This is a genomic window from Alishewanella sp. HH-ZS (genome assembly GCF_001704375.1).
Classification (GTDB): domain Bacteria; phylum Pseudomonadota; class Gammaproteobacteria; order Enterobacterales; family Alteromonadaceae; genus Alishewanella; species Alishewanella aestuarii.
The window spans coordinates 15,692-34,991 of record NZ_LZEJ01000007.1; the positions used below are offsets into that span (position 1 = coordinate 15,692).

19 protein-coding genes are annotated in these 19,300 nt (G+C 51.7%); 8 read left to right on the forward strand and 11 right to left on the reverse strand.

Annotation, left to right across the window (positions count from 1 at the left end; genetic code table 11):
* Nucleotides 1-54 precede the first annotated feature (54 nt).
* Both A9165_RS04120 and upp read right to left on the reverse strand, forming a co-directional pair.
* A complete protein-coding gene (locus A9165_RS04120; RefSeq protein WP_065955003.1) occupies nt 55-942 on the reverse strand; it encodes an alpha/beta fold hydrolase in 888 nt (295 codons plus the stop codon).
* 25 nt (nt 943-967) lie between these two features.
* A complete protein-coding gene (gene upp, locus A9165_RS04125) occupies nt 968-1,594 on the reverse strand; it encodes a uracil phosphoribosyltransferase (RefSeq protein WP_008949434.1) in 627 nt (208 codons plus the stop codon).
* 281 nt (nt 1,595-1,875) lie between these two features.
* On the opposite strand from upp, the gene A9165_RS04130 reads away from it, so the two are divergent.
* The 4 genes from A9165_RS04130 to A9165_RS04145 all read left to right on the forward strand — a co-directional run bounded on the left by A9165_RS04130 (nt 1,876) and on the right by A9165_RS04145 (nt 5,774).
* Nucleotides 1,876-2,535: a TetR/AcrR family transcriptional regulator gene (locus A9165_RS04130; RefSeq protein ID WP_065955004.1), complete on the forward strand. Its 660-nt coding sequence runs from the start codon at nt 1,876-1,878 to the stop codon at nt 2,533-2,535.
* A gap of 18 nt (nt 2,536-2,553) precedes the next feature.
* The gene (locus A9165_RS04135) at nt 2,554-4,869 is read left to right on the forward strand and encodes an acyl-CoA dehydrogenase (protein ID WP_065955005.1); all 2,316 of its coding nucleotides are present in this window, start codon (nt 2,554-2,556) and stop codon (nt 4,867-4,869) included.
* A gap of 140 nt (nt 4,870-5,009) precedes the next feature.
* Nucleotides 5,010-5,501: a GNAT family N-acetyltransferase gene (locus tag A9165_RS04140; protein ID WP_065955006.1), complete on the forward strand. Its 492-nt coding sequence runs from the start codon at nt 5,010-5,012 to the stop codon at nt 5,499-5,501.
* Nucleotides 5,502-5,546: 45 nt separating this feature from the next.
* Nucleotides 5,547-5,774 carry a hypothetical protein gene (locus A9165_RS04145; protein ID WP_065955007.1) on the forward strand — a complete coding sequence of 76 codons (228 nt, stop codon included), beginning with the start codon at nt 5,547-5,549 and terminating at the stop codon, nt 5,772-5,774.
* A gap of 71 nt (nt 5,775-5,845) precedes the next feature.
* Here the strand turns inward: A9165_RS04145 and A9165_RS04150 are convergent, their stop codons facing one another.
* The gene (locus A9165_RS04150; RefSeq protein WP_065955008.1) at nt 5,846-6,889 is read right to left on the reverse strand and encodes an amino acid dehydrogenase; all 1,044 of its coding nucleotides are present in this window, start codon (nt 6,887-6,889) and stop codon (nt 5,846-5,848) included.
* Between the two features lie 230 nt (nt 6,890-7,119).
* On the opposite strand from A9165_RS04150, the gene A9165_RS04155 reads away from it, so the two are divergent.
* A complete protein-coding gene (locus A9165_RS04155) occupies nt 7,120-7,548 on the forward strand; it encodes a DUF4826 family protein (RefSeq protein WP_065955009.1) in 429 nt (142 codons plus the stop codon).
* Nucleotides 7,549-7,623: 75 nt separating this feature from the next.
* Here A9165_RS04155 and A9165_RS04160 read toward each other — a convergent pair whose 3' ends face one another.
* From A9165_RS04160 to A9165_RS04185, 6 genes are all read right to left on the reverse strand, one after another.
* The gene (locus A9165_RS04160) at nt 7,624-8,778 is read right to left on the reverse strand and encodes a cupin domain-containing protein (protein ID WP_065955010.1); all 1,155 of its coding nucleotides are present in this window, start codon (nt 8,776-8,778) and stop codon (nt 7,624-7,626) included.
* A gap of 163 nt (nt 8,779-8,941) precedes the next feature.
* Nucleotides 8,942-10,312 carry an adenylosuccinate lyase gene (purB, locus tag A9165_RS04165; RefSeq protein WP_065955011.1) on the reverse strand — a complete coding sequence of 457 codons (1,371 nt, stop codon included), beginning with the start codon at nt 10,310-10,312 and terminating at the stop codon, nt 8,942-8,944.
* Between the two features lie 14 nt (nt 10,313-10,326).
* Nucleotides 10,327-10,959 (reverse strand): high frequency lysogenization protein HflD, encoded by a 633-nt coding sequence (gene hflD, locus A9165_RS04170; RefSeq protein ID WP_065955012.1) that lies wholly within the window; start codon nt 10,957-10,959, stop codon nt 10,327-10,329.
* A 1-nt stretch (nt 10,960) separates the two neighbouring features.
* On the reverse strand, nt 10,961-12,064 hold the full coding sequence (gene mnmA / locus A9165_RS04175; RefSeq protein WP_065955013.1) for a tRNA 2-thiouridine(34) synthase MnmA: 1,104 nt from the start codon (nt 12,062-12,064) through the stop codon (nt 10,961-10,963).
* Between the two features lie 109 nt (nt 12,065-12,173).
* Nucleotides 12,174-12,629: an NUDIX hydrolase gene (locus tag A9165_RS04180; protein ID WP_065955014.1), complete on the reverse strand. Its 456-nt coding sequence runs from the start codon at nt 12,627-12,629 to the stop codon at nt 12,174-12,176.
* A gap of 14 nt (nt 12,630-12,643) precedes the next feature.
* Entirely contained in the window at nt 12,644-13,264 is a 621-nt protein-coding gene (locus A9165_RS04185; RefSeq protein ID WP_141686133.1) for a pseudouridine synthase, read from the reverse strand.
* A 221-nt stretch (nt 13,265-13,485) separates the two neighbouring features.
* Here A9165_RS04185 and A9165_RS04190 point away from each other — a divergent pair, with 221 nt between their 5' ends.
* On the forward strand, nt 13,486-15,714 hold the full coding sequence (locus A9165_RS04190) for an NADP-dependent isocitrate dehydrogenase (RefSeq protein WP_065955016.1): 2,229 nt from the start codon (nt 13,486-13,488) through the stop codon (nt 15,712-15,714).
* 137 nt (nt 15,715-15,851) lie between these two features.
* Here the strand turns inward: A9165_RS04190 and cspD are convergent, their stop codons facing one another.
* A complete protein-coding gene (cspD, locus tag A9165_RS04195) occupies nt 15,852-16,067 on the reverse strand; it encodes a cold shock domain-containing protein CspD (protein ID WP_008610211.1) in 216 nt (71 codons plus the stop codon).
* Between the two features lie 199 nt (nt 16,068-16,266).
* Here cspD and clpS point away from each other — a divergent pair, with 199 nt between their 5' ends.
* Nucleotides 16,267-16,587, forward strand: a complete 321-nt coding sequence (gene clpS / locus A9165_RS04200) for an ATP-dependent Clp protease adapter ClpS (RefSeq protein WP_008610212.1) — start codon at nt 16,267-16,269, stop codon at nt 16,585-16,587.
* 64 nt (nt 16,588-16,651) lie between these two features.
* A complete protein-coding gene (gene clpA, locus A9165_RS04205; protein WP_008949422.1) occupies nt 16,652-18,928 on the forward strand; it encodes an ATP-dependent Clp protease ATP-binding subunit ClpA in 2,277 nt (758 codons plus the stop codon).
* A gap of 117 nt (nt 18,929-19,045) precedes the next feature.
* Here clpA and infA read toward each other — a convergent pair whose 3' ends face one another.
* Nucleotides 19,046-19,264 (reverse strand): translation initiation factor IF-1, encoded by a 219-nt coding sequence (gene infA, locus A9165_RS04210; protein ID WP_008610216.1) that lies wholly within the window; start codon nt 19,262-19,264, stop codon nt 19,046-19,048.
* Between the last annotated feature and the right edge of the window lie 36 nt (nt 19,265-19,300).

A 19,300-nucleotide genomic window follows, 5' to 3' on the forward strand; every position in this document is an offset into this window, starting at 1 on the left:
CTCTTCGCTAAAAAATTCGGCGTATTATAACGCACCCCAAAGCGGGTTGTCTGGCTATTTTACCGCAGCAAACTGCTGTAGCACAGCCCTGACCTGCAGCGCGGTTGGCGCCGGTTGCTCCTGCATAAAACAATGGCCGCCAGGTACCTGGATCGTCTGCACCGCAGCATTCAGCTGGCGCCACTTCGCCAGCGCTTTGACCACAAAAGGAAAGGTCTGTTCACCGTAAATTACAGTGATAGGTTTCGCCGCTTTACGCAGCGCCGGCCATAATCCTTTTGGGTAGGAGCTGAAGATCTCTGCCTCGCGCTCGGGCAAACACTTTAATTGCAGTTCACCATTGCTGGCGCTAAGCGCGTTATCGACATAGGCTGCCAGAGCCTCCGGGTGCCAGCTTTGAAATAAACTGCGACTTTGCAGGTACTGCAAAGCGCTGGGACGATCCGGCCATTGCCGGCGCCGGCGCAGTGCAGCCTTGGCCAAAGGGTTCTTTTTAAACAGCCGCACGCCTTCCAGAGTGCGGGCCAGTAGAATCATCGACGGCGGAAATAGCACCGGATCGAGTAATACCAACCCCTGAAACAGCCCCGGATGCTCAGCATGCATTAAGGCAGTCAGCACGCCACCAAAGCTGTGTCCAACGCCATAAACCGGCACCTCAGCATATTGGGCGCGATGGGCATTAAAGGCCTGAGCCGCCAGCTCGGCGGCGATATTCCAACCTAAAAAAGGGCCGCCATGGTCACTGTCGCCGTGGCCCTGAGCGTCAGAGAGGAATAAATCGTAGTCGGCAGCCAGCTCAGCTAACAGCGGTTGATAGCTGCGGGCACAAAAGCCATTACCGTGCAAAAAATGCAGCAGCGGCTTACCGCTAACCGGCGTCTGCCAGCCGCGTAGTGTAAAACCGTAATGGGTATGAAAAGACCAGGGAATTAACTGCATGATCAACCTTTATTTTAATCAGCCTTTATTTGGTGCCAAAGAGTTTATCGCCGGCATCCCCCAGGCCTGGCAAGATATAGCCATGCTCGTTCAGGCCCTGGTCAATCGCAGCGGTGTAGAGCTCAATATCCGGATGCGCCTGGCGCAGCGCGTTAATCCCCTCGGGCGCCGCGACCAATACCAGAGCTTTGATGTGGGTACAGCCTTGTCGTTTTAACAAATCAATGGTGGCAATCATCGAGCCGCCGGTGGCCAGCATAGGGTCAATAATAATCGCCAGCCGCTGATCGATTTCCGGTGCAAGCTTTTGAAAGTAGGGCACCGGCTGCAAGGTGCTTTCGTCACGATAAATACCCACCACACTGATACGGGCGCTGGGGATCAGATCCAGTACGCCATCGAGCATACCCAGGCCAGCGCGCAGGATTGGCACCACTGTCACTTTTTTGCCCTGGATTTGCTTGATCTGGCACGGACCGCTCCAGGCCTCGATGGTTACGGTTTCGGTCGGCAAGTCTTTGGTGGCTTCATAGGTCAGCAAGCTGCCGAGCTCGACCGCCAGTTGCCGGAATTGGCGGGTATTGATATCCGCGGCCCGCAACAGGCCAATTTTATGCTGTACCAGGGGGTGAGAGACTTCGACGACGCGCATAGGGTTCTCCATGTCCCTTCGAAAGCCCGGATCTGTAGTGGCAGTTTTCAGGTTTGTTTTGACCTTTAAGACTGCGCTTTCGAAGGCGTTACTGTAGCGAAACGGTGTCGCGATAATACGGCAGTGCTGCGTACTGAGCAAGCTTTCGGCAGCGGCTGTCACTTTGACGGCCAATTATGCGACTTGTCCGACCAGAATTGCTTTTGTTACTTGACAGACCAGTTATTCAAACGTACATTTCAAACAGGTGTTTAAAAGTTTGTTTAACGGCGTAGTGAAGAATGAGCAGTAAAATGCATACCCAACAACGCATCCTGGATGCTGCGCAGAGCCTGTTTGCCGAAAGCGGCTTTAACGATACCTCGTTACGGCAGATTACTACTAAGGCAGAGGTAAATCTGGCATCGGTGAATTACCACTTCGGCTCGAAGAAAGAGCTGATCCAGGCCGTGCTACAGCGTTATTTGCAGGTACTGATGCCGCGGCTGGATCACGAGTTTGACCGCTTGTTAGCCAGTCAAAAGCCGAATGATTTAACTCAGATCTTATCGGTATTTGTAAAGCCTTTGCTCGATCTGAACCAGCTGCAGCGCCGCGGTACCCGAACCTTCTTACAGTTACTGGGGCGCGGTTATACCGATGTACAGGGGCATCTGCGCTGGTTTATTAATCAACATTATGGTCGTACCCTGGATAAGTTTGTGTTGCTGGTGCAGCAAAGCTGCCCGCATCTGCCACAAAGCGAAGTGTTCTGGCGGCTGCATTTTTCGCTGGGCTCTATCGTCTTTACGATGGCGTCCAGTGATGCACTGTCTGAAATTGCCCAGGCTGATTTTAACGAATCGGTGGATATTGAAGGGGTGATCCGCCGTTTAATCCCGTATCTCGGGGCTGCAATTGCTGCGCCGGTATATAGCCAAGACCTCAAAACCGTTGCCTGATGCTGGAAGGAAGCTGATATGGTGTATTTATTGATAATAGTGGCACTGTTGGTAGTGCTGTTTGGCGTTACCTCGGTGCGTCGTAGTGTGATTAGCAAACCGGTGTTTGGCATTTTCAAGAAAATTTTGCCGCCGTTGTCAGATACCGAGCGTGAAGCCATGGAAGCGGGCGATGTATGGTGGGACGGTGAACTGTTTAAAGGTAAGCCGGACTGGCATAAGTTGCATGCTATTCCGAAAGCTGAACTCTCAGCCGAAGAACAAGCCTTTATGGATAATCAGGTCGAAACCCTGTTGACCATGCTGGACGATTATAAAATCGTACAGGAAGACCGTGATCTGCCAAAAGCGGTGTGGGATTACATTAAACGCGAAGGTTTCTTTGCGATGATTATTCCAAAAGCCTATGGCGGTCGTGAGTTTTCGGCTATCGCTAATTCTACTATCGTATCGCGCATCGCGACCCGCAGCTTAACCGCGGCGGTGACCATCATGGTACCTAACTCTTTAGGCCCGGGCGAGCTGCTGATGCACTATGGTACCCAGGAGCAAAAAGATCGCTGGTTGCCGACGCTGGCGAATGGCACTGACGTGCCGTGCTTTGCGTTAACCGGCCCGGAAGCCGGTTCGGATGCCGGTGGTATTCCGGATACGGGTGTGGTTTGCAAAGGTCAGTTCGAAGGTAAAGAAGTACTGGGCATTCGCCTGAACTGGGATAAGCGTTACATCACGCTGGCACCGGTTGCGACGGTACTGGGTTTGGCCTTTAAGCTGTACGATCCGGAAAAACTATTAGGTGATAAAGAAGAGCTGGGTATTACCTGTGCGCTGATCCCAACCAGCCACCCAGGTGTGCAGATTGGTGATCGTCATTTCCCGATGAATATGGCCTTTATGAACGGCACTACTTACGGTAAAGATGTGTTTATTCCACTCGATTGGATTATCGGTGGTCCGGCCTATGCGGGTCGTGGTTGGCGCATGCTGGTAGAGTGTTTATCAGCAGGCCGCGGTATCTCTTTACCAGCACTGGCGACAGCAACCGGCCACCTGGCAGCACGCATGACCGGAGCTTACGGTTATGTGCGTCAGCAGTTCGGCATGTCGATTGGCAAGTTTGAAGGTGTGCAGGAAGGTTTAGCGCGTATTGGTGGTTTAACTTACACCCTAGAAGCGATGCGGGTGATGACAGCCGGTGCTATCGATTTGAACCTGAGCCCATCGGTAGTGACGGCGATTGCCAAATATCATATGACTGAGATGTCGCGCACCTTATTAAACGATGCCTTTGATATTCATGCCGGTAAAGCCATTCAGTGTGGCCCGATGAACTATCTGGCACATGGCTATATGGGTGTACCGATTTCGATTACGGTAGAAGGTGCTAATATCCTGACCCGTAACCTGATGATTTTCGGTCAGGGCGCTACCCGTTGCCATCCTTATGTACTGGCAGAGCTGGAAGCCGCAGCCAATCCGAATGCCGAAGAGGGCCTGGCACAATTTGATAAGCTATTGATGGCACATATTGGCTTTGCGGTTGGCAACACCTTTGCTGCACTGTGGCAGGGTTTAACGGCCGGTGTTTTTAACAGTGCGCCGGTATCGGGCGAAACGGCCCGCTACTACAAGCAATTAAGCCGGATGAGCCGTGCCCTGGCGTTAAGTGCTGATATTTCAATGCTGATGTTAGGCGGTGATTTAAAACGTAAGGAAATGCTGTCAGCCCGCTTAGGTGATGTGTTAAGCCAGCTATATATTGCCTCTACCGTGCTGAAGTTTTACGAAGATAACGGCCGGCAGCAGGCTGATCTGCCGTTCGTGCACTACAGTGTGCAGCGCTCGCTGTTTGAGATTGGTAAAGCCTTTGATGGTTTCTTTGCCAACTTCCCGAATCGCATTGTGGCGCGTACCATCCGTACTCTGGTATTCCCGTTTGGTATCGGTTACAAAATGCCGTCTGACGAGGTGGCACAACAAATTTGTGAGGCCTTATCCAAGCCAAACACATTGCGCGATCGCTTAACGCACCTGTGTTATGTCGGTAAAGCTGAAGATGATGCCACAGGGTTAATGGAAAATGCCTTTGTTGCGATGTACAACGCCCAGCCGCTGCTGAAGAAAATTGCTCAGGCGCAAAAGGCCGGTCAGTTACCACGTAAACAGCCGTTGCTGGATAGCATTAATCAGGCATTAGCCGCCAATATCTTAAGCGAGTCGGAGGCGGCCAGCTTACGTAAGATGAACCAGCTGCGCTTTAAAGCCATCAGTGTGGATAGCTTTAAACCCGGCGTGCTGGAAGGCATGAGCGTGGGTAAGCGTGATGCGGCTTAACTGAGCAGCAGCAAATATCACCTGGCGAAAAACCGGAGCTAACAACTCCGGTTTTTTTATGGCTTTGGCATTGGTTACCGCTGGAAAAACGTTAGAATAGGCCCCGATCAATAATAAGACCAAAAAGAAGAGGTAATAAGATGGCGCAGCATACTATCCGTTTAGCTACCCAGGCTGATGTGCCGCTGATTTTAAAATTTATTCAGGGCCTGGCCGAATATGAAAAACTCGCTAATGAAGTGGTGGCCACTGAGCAGCAGCTAACCGCAACCTTATTTTCAGCGCGCCCGGCAGCAGAAGTTGTGATTGCTGAGTGTGACGGTCAGCCGGCTGGCTTTGCCTTGTTCTTTCATAATTACTCGACTTTTTTAGCCAAGCCAGGTCTTTATCTCGAAGATCTGTTTGTGTTACCGCAGTTTCGTGGCCAGGGGCTGGGCAAGTTATTACTGACCTATCTGGCGAAACTGGCCGTAGACAGAGGCTGTGGCCGTTTTGAATGGTCAGTGCTGGACTGGAATCAACCAGCAATTGATTTCTATCAGGCGCAGGGGGCAACATTGTTGCACGATTGGCGGATCAACCGGGTAACCGGTGAGAAGTTGCAGGCATTAGCAGCGCAGTATTCGGCCTGATGTCGTGGTATTGATTTCCTAAAAGTTGTACAGGTGTAGTAGTCAATGTCTAAGGAACAAGTAAAGGCCGCAGCGGCGGCCGGGCAAAGCACAAAGCCGGCAAAAAGCCCGGTAGTTGAGACCGACAAGGTTCCGGCAGCAAAAGCTCAGCCGAAGAAGGTATTAAAACGGCGGCAAAGCGGCGATTTCTGGATTAACCTGAGCGTGGCGCTGTTTATTGGCGTGTGTTTGCTGATTTTAAGTTTTGAAATTTTGCTAAAGCTGTCGCGTTAGTGCGTGCTGTTTTGTAAAACAAAGGGAGGCTAGTGCCTCCCTTTGCGTTTTCTGATGGCTAAAGCTGTGGCCTACGCCTTACCGCGGGCGATAATTTCCTGAGCCATCTGATCAGCGACGGTGCTGGTGGGTTTATTTTCAGCGTCGGCGCGCTCAAAAATCTGCAGCAGGGTGTCAAAAATTTGCATTACCTTCGCTGTAGACTCTGCCGCATTGTATCCTTGCGGGCGCATTTCAAAGGCAACGTTAATAATGCCACCGGCGTTAATGACGTAGTCCGGTGCATACAGAATACCCAGCTCACGCAGCTTCTGGCCATGCTCAGGGCGCTTTAACTGGTTGTTGGCACAGCCGGCTACTACTTTGGCTTTTAATTGCGGGATAGTGTCATCATTTAAGGTGGCACCCAGCGCACAGGGCGCATAGATATCAGCCGCTACGCCGTAGATATCATTCAGACCGACGGCAGTGGCGCCAAATTGAGCGACCGCACGGTTCACCGCATCCTGATTAATGTCGGTGACAATAAGCTTAGCGCCTTCTTTATGCAGGTGTTCACACAGATAGAAGCCGACGCTACCTAAGCCTTGTACGGCAACCGTTTTGCCTGCCAGCTCGGCAGAGCCAAACTGATGCTTAGCAGCGGCTTTAATGCCCTGATAGGTACCCAGCGCCGTAAAAGGACCTGGGTTACCGCTTTTACCCTCTAAGCCAGCGACATAAGGTGTAACCTGATGCACCTGCATAATGTCATGGGTAGTAATGTTCACATCTTCAGCGCTGTAATAGCTACCGCTTAAGCGGTGTACCATGCGGCCAAAGGCTTGAAATAAGGCCTCAGATTTAATGGTTTTGGCATTACCGATAATCACTGACTTGCCGCCACCCAGAGGTAAGCCGGCCATGGCGTTCTTATACGTCATACCGCGTGACAAACGCAGTACATCCACCAGCGCATCTTCGTCAGATGCATAATCCCATAACCGGCAACCACCAACTGCGGGCCCCAAGCGGGTGCTGTGCACAGCGATAATGGCTTTTAAACCGGTTTCCTGATCACTGCAGAAAACTACTTGCTCATGCTGATCAAATTCTGGGTGATTAAATACGGCCACAACGGACTCCCTTGCAAGAATAGCTATTACAGCTGGATGGTTTACGTTTACGTTAACTGCGACTTTCGTCGTAATGGCGCGGAATGTACCATTTTGCACCACTGAATACCAGTCCTGACGTTAACTTGTGGCTGGTCTGTCCAGTGTTGGTCGCGACAAACTCAGTAAAGCTTGATTGTCGCGGATAGCTCACATAAAGTAGCGGCATCTACAACACAGGAAGTCATCTTATGAGTGAGCAGTCAACTCAACAACCCACTGAAATCACCGAAGCGCAGCGCGCAGAATGGGTCCGGGCACAATTTCAGAAAGCTAACGAATATCTGGCAACCAAGGGTATTATCCCGGATAACGTGGCCGTGAGTGAAAGTCGTTATTTGCCGCCTTTGGTCGCAGTGTGGAAGTTAAATACCCGTGATGCCAAGTCATTCTGGGTGATCAGTGGCGATCTGCCAACCGATCATATGCCATTTAGTGCGGCCCCCAATGCCCGCGAAGCGATCCGCGCTTTTGCGCTGCACTGGCAGTTAAAGGCCGAACAAATTGCGCAGGCTGGCTTTACCGATAAGACCCAGGTTGAGTTCGCTAATCTGTTAGTGAACCGGGCAGAGGGCTTATATGATCTGTTTGATAACGAGCCGTTGTGGCAGGGGCAATAAGTCAGCGCCAGGCTGTCAAATTTAGTTGACAAAAAAAGCCGCTATTGCGGCTTTTTTTATGCGCAGCGCTGCGGTTTATTCTTCAAAATACCACAAGCCCTGGTTAATCAAGTCCGTCAATAATAACAGGCGTTCTTCCCGCGCGGTAAAATGCAGACATTGCTGTTGGTCGATGCGTTTGCTGTCACAGAGTAATTGCGCTGTAACCTGCTCTTCGGCTGGCAGCACTATAGTGGTGCCGTTGATAAACAGCTGAATATCACTGCTTTCGTTTGCCTGATAGTAGCTGCAACGCAGGCCGCCAAGGCGCGCCAATACCGAGCCTTCTTCCAGGTATTCTGCAATTTCCTCAGCCTGATAATGTGGATCTGGCTCTTGCTGATCCAGCTCATGTTTGGCTTGGGTAATATACTGGCCAAACCATAGCGGCAGTTTGTCGCGGTCACTGACCAGCTGCACCAACAGCTGCTGCACCTGATCCAGATCCTGCTCACTAATAGCGCCAATATTGCCGGTCAGGCTGCGCTGTGGATCGCTAAAGCGTTTACCGGTAATATCATTATCCAATAGATAATCGGCTAAACCGGTCAGTAAGTCTTTTTGTGCCGGCGCGCGGAAACCGACTGAGTAGTTCAGACTGTTCTCCAGTGAAATCCCCTCGTGCGGGCAGCCAGGTGGAATATATAGAATATCACCCGGCTCCATAATCACATCAATACAGGCGGTAAAGGGTGTGACTTGCAGCAGGCGTGGGTGCGGGCAGAATTGCTTTAGTGACGCATCTGGCATACCAACCCGCCAGTGTCTTTTACCTTCGCCCTGAATAATAAACACATCATATTGATCCAGATGCGGACCAACACCGCCACCCGGCGTGGAAAAGCTGACCATCAGATCATCAATCCGCCAGTTTGGAATAAAGCGAAACGGCTCGATTAACTCCGCCGCCGGTGGATGCCAGTGGTCAACCGCCTGCACCAGGATAGTCCAGTCCTTATCGCCATAGCGGTTAAAGTCTTCAAAGGGGCCGGTTTCCAGCTGCCAGTTACCGTCGCGACATTCGACCAACCGCGATTCGACGTCATCTTCCAACGCCAGACCCGCCAGCTCATCCGCTGACAGCGGATCCTGAAAGTTCTTAAAGCCTTGTTTAATCAACAGCGGCTGCTTTTGCCAGTACTGCTGCATAAAATCGGCCAGGCTTAATTCACCCAGATTTAACTGATACATTTTAGGATCCCAAGTAAAGCAGCTGAATTTACGATTACAGAGCAAGAACCAGATTGCTTACGCCAAGACGCCGTAAATACATCCCTGTAGGCTTCATTCAGGCATCCATGCCTTCAAGACTTGGCTTAAAGCAATCCGGTTCCCTGCTAATAAAGTTACTGGATTAATCCAGTAACTCTACCAGGCGAATAGCATCACCGATATAGCCGGCAGGAGACAGCTGCTTCATCTCGGCTTTTACCGTATCCGGCAGCGCCAGACCATCGATAAAGACGGCCAGATCGGCGGCACTGATCCGCTTACCACGGGTCAGTTCTTTTAGCTTCTCGTACGGCTTTTCAATGCCATATTTACGCATTACCGTCTGCACCGGCTCGGCCAGTAATTCCCAGTTGGCGTCCAGCTCGGCCAGCAGGTTGGCTTCGTTCACTTCCAGCTTGCTGATCCCTTTTAAGGTGGCCTGATAGGCAATCAGCGTATAGCCAAAGCCGACACCGAGATTACGCAGCACGGTAGAGTCGGTCAGATCACGCTGCCAGCGTGATACCGGTAACTTGGCGGATAAGTGGTTAAACAGCGCATTGGCGATGCCGAGGTTACCTTCCGAGTTTTCAAAGTCGATCGGGTTAACCTTGTGCGGCATGGTTGAAGAGCCGATTTCGCCGGCCACGGTTTTTTGCTTAAAGTGACCCAGTGCAATATAGCCCCAGACATCGCGGTCAAAATCCAGCAGGATGGTATTAAAACGGGCGATGGCATCAAACAGCTCGGCAATATAATCATGCGGCTCAATTTGCGTGGTGTAGGGGTTCCAGCTGATGCCCAGCGAGCTGACAAAACGCTCGGCAAAGGCATGCCAGTCCAGTGTCGGGTAGGCCGATAAGTGCGCGTTGTAGTTACCGACAGCACCGTTGATTTTTCCCAGCAGGCTAACTGCAGCAATTTGCTCACGCTGGCGCTTTAAACGCACATAGACGTTCGCCAGCTCTTTACCCATCGTAGTAGGGGACGCCGGTTGGCCGTGGGTACGTGCCATCATCGGCACCGCTTTTAACTCCAGCGCCAGCTTTTTAATTGCTGTTAGCAAGGCATCACATTCAGGCAGTAATACGCTGTCGCGCGCTTCGCGCAGCATCAGCGCATGCGACAGGTTATTGATATCTTCGGAGGTACAGGCAAAGTGAATAAATTCACTGATGGCGGCAAGTTCGCTGTTGCCGGCAACTTTTTCTTTTAACAGGTATTCAACCGCTTTCACGTCGTGGTTAGTGGTGCGCTCAATGTCTTTTACCCGCTGCGCATCGGCCAGGCTAAAGTTATCGACAATGTGATTTAACAGCGCATTGGCCTCTGCGGATAACGCCGGCACTTCGCTGATCGCTGGCTCGGCGGCCAGTTGCTGCAACCAACGCACTTCGACCAAAACCCGGTACTTGATTAAACCAAACTCGCTGAAAATCGGGCGCAGCGCGGCAGCTTTGCTACCGTAGCGGCCGTCGACCGGCGAAATGGCAGTAAGGGCATTAAGTTCCATGAAAACTCCTGATCTTATAGTGCGGGAAGACTGGCCAGCGCTTTCTGCGCTGCAGCCAGGATTTTCCGTCGTTTAAAAATAAAGTTTAGCCGGCTGCCGCCGGCCTGACGCCAGAGTACGGCAGAGCGGATTGCCGCCAGCAGCAAAGCGCGCACTTTTTGCTGCACACTGCTTTGACTGAGTAATTCCGGTTGGCCGTAAATTTGAATGCGGGCGCCGAGGCTGCTAATGCAGTCGGTATAAATATCGGCCAGTTTGCCAATAATAGTCTCATCGGTAACACTAAAATGCTGCAATTGCCGCTCCAACTGCGAGAGTTGCTTGCCCAGCTCTGCCATATTGTTGCGGTTTTTATTCAGCCGCCGCTCCAGCGCCAGCACGCCAACCAGGTAACGGGTGAGCTCAACGTCTTTTTGTGGTTTATCGCCCAACTGCTCGATAATCAGTTGTAGCCCTTCGCGTAAATTCGTCAGTTCGCCACCATAAATATCCAGCGGCGTAGCGGGGTTCAGATTGATTACGCTACCCAGCATAACTTCCAGTTGTGCTTGTTGCGAATCGGTACTGCGGGCCACTTTTTGCACTAACTTGGCCGCCTGACACAGGCCGGCCAGCGCATAAATTTGTGTTTCTAAAGATACTTGCATCTTAGTTTAGTGCCTCATCAATAATACCACCGCCAAGGCAGACTTCATTCAGATAGAACACTGCTGATTGACCGGGGGTTACCGCTTTTTGTGGACTATCAAAAATCACCTGCAGCCGGCCATCAGAGCGCGGTGTGACTGTGCAGGGGATATCATGTTGCCGGTAGCGGGTTTTTACTGTTAAGCGGCAAACTTGCTGTGGCCCGGTGCGATCCACCCAGTGCAGTTGACTGGCGATAAGGCCGCTGGATAACAGCGCCGGGTGATCATGGCCCTGAGCAACCAGTAACCGGTTGAGCGTGAGATCTTTGCCGACCACATACCAGGGATCGTCGCCGCCATCGCGTAAACCGCCAATACCTAAGCCTTTGCGCTGGCCCAGGGTGTGATACATCAGGCCCTCGTGGCGGCCGATAACTTTGCCATCATCAATACTGACAATATCGCCCGGCTGAGCCGGTAAATATTGCTGCAGAAAATCTTTAAACTTGCGCTCGCCAATAAAGCAGATGCCAGTGGAGTCTTTTTTATCATGGGTGACCAGGCCTTGCTGCTCAGCAATGGCGCGGACGGCCGGCTTTTCCAAATCACCGACCGGAAACAGGGTTTGTGCAATATGTTGCTCAGCCAGAGTATAGAGGAAGTAGCTTTGGTCTTTATTGTGATCCAGACCACGCAGCATTTGCCAGTGACCATCCTGATAACGGCGGCGTACATAGTGGCCGGTAGCAATATAGTCGGCGCCCAGCGCTTCGGCAGCAAATTCGAGAAAGGCTTTAAACTTGATTTCTTTATTGCACATAATGTCCGGGTTAGGGGTGCGCCCGGCTTTATATTCGGCTAAGAAATACTCAAATACATTATCCCAGTATTCGGCGGCAAAGTTGACCTTGTGTAATTTGATACCCAGTTTATCGCATACGGCCTGGGCGTCGGCCATATCTTCTGCTGCAGCACAGTATTCGTCGTTGTCGTCTTCTTCCCAGTTTTTCATAAACAGGCCTTCCACCTGATAACCCTGTTGCAACAACAGGTAGGCGGAAACGGACGAATCGACGCCGCCGGACATCCCGACGATTACTTTTTTACTGCTATGCTCTGACATGACACCGCACTTAAAGACTGGCTGAATTAAAGGCGCGGATTATAACACCAAAATAGCGGCGGCAAAAATGCTCGCTACCGTAAAAAGCTGACTAAGCTGCGGTTTACTGTCAGCAAAGCGGTTGGATCAATGACAACGGCAGCCGGGTGCCGGCTAAACAGAGATCGATGGCATCCAGCACCAGCTGACTGCGCGGAGGCAGTTTTTGTGCCAGCAGTTCGCGTTTATCAAGCCAGTGTAGCGCCAGAATATCCGGGTCCTGGGGTTGAAATGCTGTCGGTAGCTGGTCGGGCTCAAACAAAAAATTCACCCGCACATAGGTATGGCCATTGCTGGCCTTTAACTGCGAAATGCCAAGCCAGGCCGACGGCAGCAGGGTCAGGCCGGTTTCCTCGTATACTTCGCGGCAGACGGCGCTGAGCAGATCTTCATCCTCTTCCATATGGCCGGCTGGCTGGTTTAACACTTCCCGGCCACTGAGTTTGTCGCGTTCCTGTACCAGTAAAAACCGGCCCTGATAATAAATCACCGCCGCTACGGTCAGATGGAGTCTGTTCCTGCTCATAGTTGTCCTAAACCCTAAAGTTCAATGATACGGTGCTGGCCCGGTGCCAGCTCACCCAGTTGCCAGTCACCAATCCTAACCCGCACTAAACGCAGGGTAGGAAAGCCAACTGCGGCTGTCATCCGCCGCACCTGACGGTTACGCCCTTCATGGATGGTTAATGCCAGCCAACTGGTCGGAATATTGGCCCGATAGCGAACCGGCGGCTGCCGCGGCCAGAGTTCGGGTTCCGCCAAAAGCTCAGCCTGGGCCGGTAGCGTCATGCCGTCGTTAAGTTGTACACCCTGACGCAGCTGTGCCAGGGCCTGTGCGGTAATTTGCCCCTCGACCTGCACCCAGTAGGTTTTAGGTGCTTTAAATGCCGGATCAGCAATGCTTTGCTGGGTTTTACCGCAGTTGGTTAACAGCAGCAGACCTTCGCTGTCCCGATCCAGCCGGCCGGCAGCATAGATATCCGGAATGGCCAAAAAGTCAGCCAGCGTCTGGCGTGGCGGTGTACTGTTGTCGGTAAACTGACTTAGCACATCATAGGGCTTATTAAAGAGTACCAATAGTGGATTTTCTACCTTAGTCCTATTGTTTTTTGCTGAAAAAGCCTTATGTTTTGGCCGGGTCGGCCGTTTCTGAGCATTCACGCCTGATCTCTGCATCTGATGTTGATCGTAATATTTAAACGCCGCGGCACCGGGCTGCCGTTTAACCGGCTAGTGTGCCGCTGGATGTGCGCTGCCTGTTTTATTCGCCCTGATGCTGATATACTCAGCGGGCTTTGTTTGGCTGCGTTTTAAACAATTTCCACACACGGGTGGCGATGGCCTTGTCATGGCGATCCGGCGCTAACAATACAGGAACTAACATGTCGAAAGAAAGTGCAAAAATTATTTACACCATTACTGATGAAGCGCCAGCGCTGGCGACTCAGTCGTTATTGCCGATTATTGAGGCCTTTTCTGCCGCGGCCGGTGTAGCCGTTGAAACCCGTGATATTTCCCTGTCTGGCCGTATTATTGCGAGCTTTCCGGAGTTTTTAACTGCTGAACAGCGCATCAACGACGATCTGGCTGAGCTGGGTGAACTGGCGAAACAGCCGGATGCCAACATTATCAAGCTGCCAAACATCAGTGCCTCTATTCCGCAAATGAAAGCAGCGATTAAAGAATTACAGGCTCAGGGTTATGCGCTGCCGGATTATCCGGAAGAGCCAAAAACCGAGCAGGAGCGTGATGTCAAAGCGCGCTACGACAAAATCAAAGGCTCGGCGGTTAACCCGGTATTACGTGAGGGTAACTCAGATCGTCGCGCGCCAGCTTCAGTCAAACAATACGCCCGGAAAAATCCGCACAGCATGGGTGCCTGGAGCAGCAGCTCCAAGTCTCATGTCGCTCATATGACGGCCGGCGATTTTTATGGCTCTGAGCAATCCGCTACCATGGCTGCTGATGATGTGCTGAAAATCAGCCTGCAGCAGTCGGACGGCAGCGTCAAAGTACTAAAAGAAAAAGTCGCGGTGCTGGCGGGTGAAGTGGTTGATGCCACCTTTATGAGTGTTAAAGCGCTGCGTGACTTCTATGCCGCTGAAGTAGAGAGCGCGAAAGCGCAGGGCGTACTGTTCTCGCTGCATTTAAAAGCTACCATGATGAAGGTATCAGACCCCATTATGTTCGGTCATGCGGTAAAGGTGTTCTACAAAGAAATCTTTGCCAAATATGCCGCTACCTTCGACAAGCTGGGCGTGGATGTGAACAACGGTATTGGCGATCTGTACGCCAAGCTGCCGCAGCTGCCACAAGCCGAGCAGGAAGCCATAGTGGCCGATATCAAGGCGCTATATGCCAGCAAGCCAGCGATGGCGATGGTGAACTCCGATAAAGGCATTACCAACCTGCATGTACCAAGCGATGTGATTATCGATGCCTCGATGCCAGCAATGATCCGCAGCTCAGGTCAGATGTGGGGCCCGGATGGTCAGTTACATGATACCAAAGCCGTGATCCCGGATCGTTGCTATGCCGGTGTCTATCAGGAAACGATTGAATTCTGCAAGAAGAACGGTGCTTTCGACCCGCGTACCATGGGCTCAGTACCGAACGTTGGCTTAATGGCGCAAAAAGCCGAAGAATACGGTTCACACGACAAAACCTTCGAAATCCCCGCCGCCGGTACTGTAGTGGTGACCAACAGCAAAGGTGAAGTGGTATTTAGCCATCAGGTCGAAGCCGGTGATATCTGGCGCATGTGTCAGGTAAAAGATGCCCCTATCCGTGACTGGGTGAAACTGGCCGTTAATCGCGCCCGTTTAAGCAACACGCCAGCGGTATTCTGGCTGGATAGCGCACGCGCCCATGATGCAGAGCTGATTAAGAAAGTACAAAGTTACTTAAAAGAGCACGATACCACTGGTCTGGATCTGCAGATTATGTCGCCGGTTGATGCCACCCGTCACTCACTGGCGCGGATGAAACAAGGTCTGGATACCATCTCTGTGACCGGTAACGTGCTACGCGACTATCTGACTGACCTGTTCCCAATCCTGGAGCTGGGTACCAGCGCCAAGATGTTGTCTATCGTGCCACTGATGAACGGCGGTGGCTTGTTCGAAACTGGCGCCGGTGGTTCAGCGCCTAAGCACGTCGAGCAGTTTGTCGATGAAAACCACTTGCGTTGGGATTCACTGGGTGAGTTTCTGGCCTTGGCGGCCTCACTGGAGCACTTAGCGCAGGTCGCAGGTAACAAGGTGGCGCAGATCCTGGCTGATACTCTGGATCAGGCGACGGCCTTATTCCTGGATAACGACAAATCACCACGTCGTAAAGCCGGCGAGCTGGATAACCGTGGTAGCCACTTCTATCTGGCGATGTATTGGGCTCGTGCCATGGCAAAACAACAGGCTGACAGCGCACTGGCAGCACGCTTTGCTAAACTGGCGGATACGCTGGAAGCTAGCGAACAGCAAATTCTGGCGGAGTTAAATGGCGTGCAGGGTAAGGCGGTGGATATCGGCGGTTACTACCGTCCGGATCAGGCCAAAGTGGCTGCAGCGATGCGGCCAAGCGCAACCTTAAACGCGGCGCTGGCGGCACTGTAATAGCAGTGAGCGGCCCGCTATCCGGCTATAGCCGGGGCGGGCCACAAAGATGTCTTGTGCGCTCTGTAATAGCACAGCAAACTCAGGACAACAAAAAAGCAGGCGCCGCCTGCTTTTTTGTTTTCAGGTCCGCTGTGCTATTCGTCAACGCCGGGCAGCTTGATATTGACAGCGTGTAAGCCTTTGGGGCCCTCAGACAAGTCGAATACCACGTCCTGGCCCGCTTTTAGCGTGCGGTAGCCATCCATGTTAATGGTTGAATAATGGGCGAAAATATCTTCGTCGCGTCCGTCTTCCCGGATAAATCCAAATCCTTTGGCATTATTGAACCATTTCACTTTACCGGTAGCCATACTACTTACTTCCTTCTCTAAGTTAGCTATATTCTGTATGCTAGTGAAGCACTAAGCAGGAGCCGGAACTGGCCCCGTTACTTAATGTAGATAATTTGAGCAAACAGTCAAGGTATTTGCAAAAATAAGCTAAAACCTTTACGCAATTTTAATAACACGCGCCTTTGCTGGATGGCGCTCGGATGGCTATAGTTAATTTATGAGCGGTAAGCAGAATCCCAACGTACATTTTGATGATATCGCAGAACTCACCCGGCAGCGGTTGGCACCGCCACCGATGTATAAGGTGATTTTGCATAATGATGACTATACCCCAATGGACTTTGTCATCGATGTACTGAGCCGGTTCTTTAATATGCAGTATGAAAGAGCCACCGAAATTATGCTGAAAGTACATTATGAAGGCAGCGCGGTTTGTGGGGTTTTTACTGCCGAAATTGCCGAAACCAAGGTGCAGCAAGTGATGACCTATGCCAAGGAGCATCAGCATCCGTTGCTCTGTACCATGGAACGCGCTTAAAACCGTTGGCATCCCGGGGCTGTGGCCAAGGATGTCTCTAACTCAGGTGGATTAGGAGTGATGTATGTTAAATAAAGATCTTGAGTTAACGCTGAATATGGCATTCAGGTTTGCGCGCGAACGCCGGCATGAATTTATGACGGTTGAACATCTGTTACTGGCCTTACTGGATAACCCTTCTGCGGGCGCGGCGCTGAAATCCTGCGGCGCTAATCTGGATAAGCTGCGCCAGGAGTTGGCCAGCTTTATCGACTCCACCACACCGGTGCTGCCGGAGGGGGAGCTGGAGCGCGATACGCAGCCGACACTCGGCTTTCAACGCGTGCTACAGCGCGCGGTCTTTCATGTGCAATCCTCAGGTAAGTCGGAAGTCAATGGCGCTAACGTTCTGGTGGCGATCTTCTCTGAGCAGGAATCGCAAGCGGTTTATCTGCTTAAAAAAATCGATATCACCCGGCTGGATGTGGTGAACTACATCTCGCACGGCATCACCAAAACTGAAAAGCTGGAACAGCATGATGATAGCCAGCAGGAAGAGATTGGCGAGCAGGGCGCAGAAGAGCACCGTTACCTGGAAAACTTTACTGCCAACCTGAATGTACAGGCGAAAAATGGCCTGATCGATCCGCTCATTGGCCGCGATACCGAAGTGGAGCGGGCAGTGCAGGTACTGTGCCGGCGGAAGAAAAATAATCCGCTGTTAGTCGGCGAAGCTGGCGTCGGCAAAACGGCCATTGCTGAAGGTCTGGCCTGGCGCATCGTACAGCAGCAAGTGCCGGAAGTGATTGCTGATGCCACTATCTACTCACTGGATATGGGTGCTTTGCTCGCCGGTACCAAGTACCGTGGCGATTTTGAAAAGCGCTTAAAGTCGCTGTTAAAAGAAATTGAGCGTGAGAAAAACGCTATCCTGTTTATTGATGAAATTCATACCGTGATTGGGGCAGGTGCGGCCTCAGGCGGTGTGATGGACGCGTCGAATCTGATTAAGCCGTTGCTGTCGAGCGGCCGCTTACGCTGTATGGGGTCAACCACCTATCAGGAATTTAAAAATATCTTCGAAAAAGATACCGCACTGGTACGGCGCTTTCAGAAAATCGATGTGGTAGAGCCCAGTGTTGAAGATACCACCCGCATTCTGCTTGGCTTAAAAGAACGTTACGAGCAGCATCATAACGTGAAATACACCCAGAAAGCGCTGCGCGCTGCCGCCGAGTTATCGGCAAAATATATCAGCGAGCGGCATTTACCGGATAAAGCCATTGATGTGATTGATGAGGCCGGTGCCTCACAACGGCTGCTACCGGCATCGAAGCGCAAAAAAGTGATTAACGTTGCTGAAATTGAGCAGGTGATTGCCAAAATCGCCCGTATTCCGGAGAAGTCAGTCTCCGCTTCGGATAAAGAAGTGCTGGCCAATCTGGATCGTAATCTGAAATTGGTGGTCTTTGGCCAGAATGCACCCATTGAAGCGCTAACGGCGGCGATCCGCTTATCGCGTTCAGGCTTGGGTAACGAGGAAAAGCCCATCGGCAGCTTCCTGTTTGCCGGGCCTACCGGGGTTGGGAAAACCGAAGTTACCAAACAGCTGGCCAAGGTGATGGGTGTTGAGCTGCTACGCTTTGATATGTCGGAGTATATGGAGCGGCATGCGGTGAGCCGTTTAATTGGTGCGCCACCGGGCTATGTCGGTTTTGAGCAGGGCGGCTTGCTGACTGATGCGGTCTCCAAGCATCCATATTCAGTGGTGCTGCTGGATGAAATCGAAAAGGCACACTCGGATATCTACAATATCCTGTTGCAGGTGATGGACCACGGCACCCTGACCGATAATAATGGTCGTAAGATTGATTTCCGCAATGTGATCCTGGTGATGACAACTAACGCCGGGGTGCAGGAGACGGTACGTAAGTCGATTGGCTTTAAACAGCAGGATCATAGCCATGACGCGCTCAGTGAAATCAATAAAACCTTTAGTCCGGAATTCCGTAACCGGCTCGATGGCATTATCTGGTTTCAACATCTGGATCAGGAGATTATTCTGCAAATCGTTGATAAGTTTATTTGCGAACTGCAGGTACAACTGGATAAGAAACAGGTGTCGTTGGAGCTTAGTAGTGAAGCCCGGCACTGGCTGGCAGCCAAGGGATATGATCAGGCGATGGGCGCACGGCCGATGGCAAGAGTGATCCAGGAACAACTGAAAAAGCCACTGGCTAATGAAATCCTGTTTGGGGTGCTAACAGAGGGGGGCGATGTGCGGGTGGAACTGGTGGCGGATAAACTGGAATTCCACTATCAGACCAGTAAAACCGCGGCGACCGAAGCGCAGCCGGGTTAATAAGCCGCTCACCGGCAAACAGATGTGGACTAAAACGCAAAAACCCGGCGATGCCGGGTTTGCCTTAAGCTGGCGACGAAAAGCACTAAGTCGGCATTTCGTGCAGACCCAGGCTGCTTAACGCTGGCGGAACACGATCCGGCCCTTGGTCAGATCATAAGGCGTCAGTTCTACGGTAACCTTGTCACCGGTTAAAATGCGGATATAGTTTTTACGCATTTTGCCAGAAATATGCGCGATCACCACGTGACCGTTTTCCAGCTCAACTTTGAACATGGTGTTTGGCAGGGTATCCAGAATGGTACCTTGCATTTCAATTACATCTTCTTTCGCCATTCAGCGTACTCGCCTCTAATAAAATGTGGTGCCTTT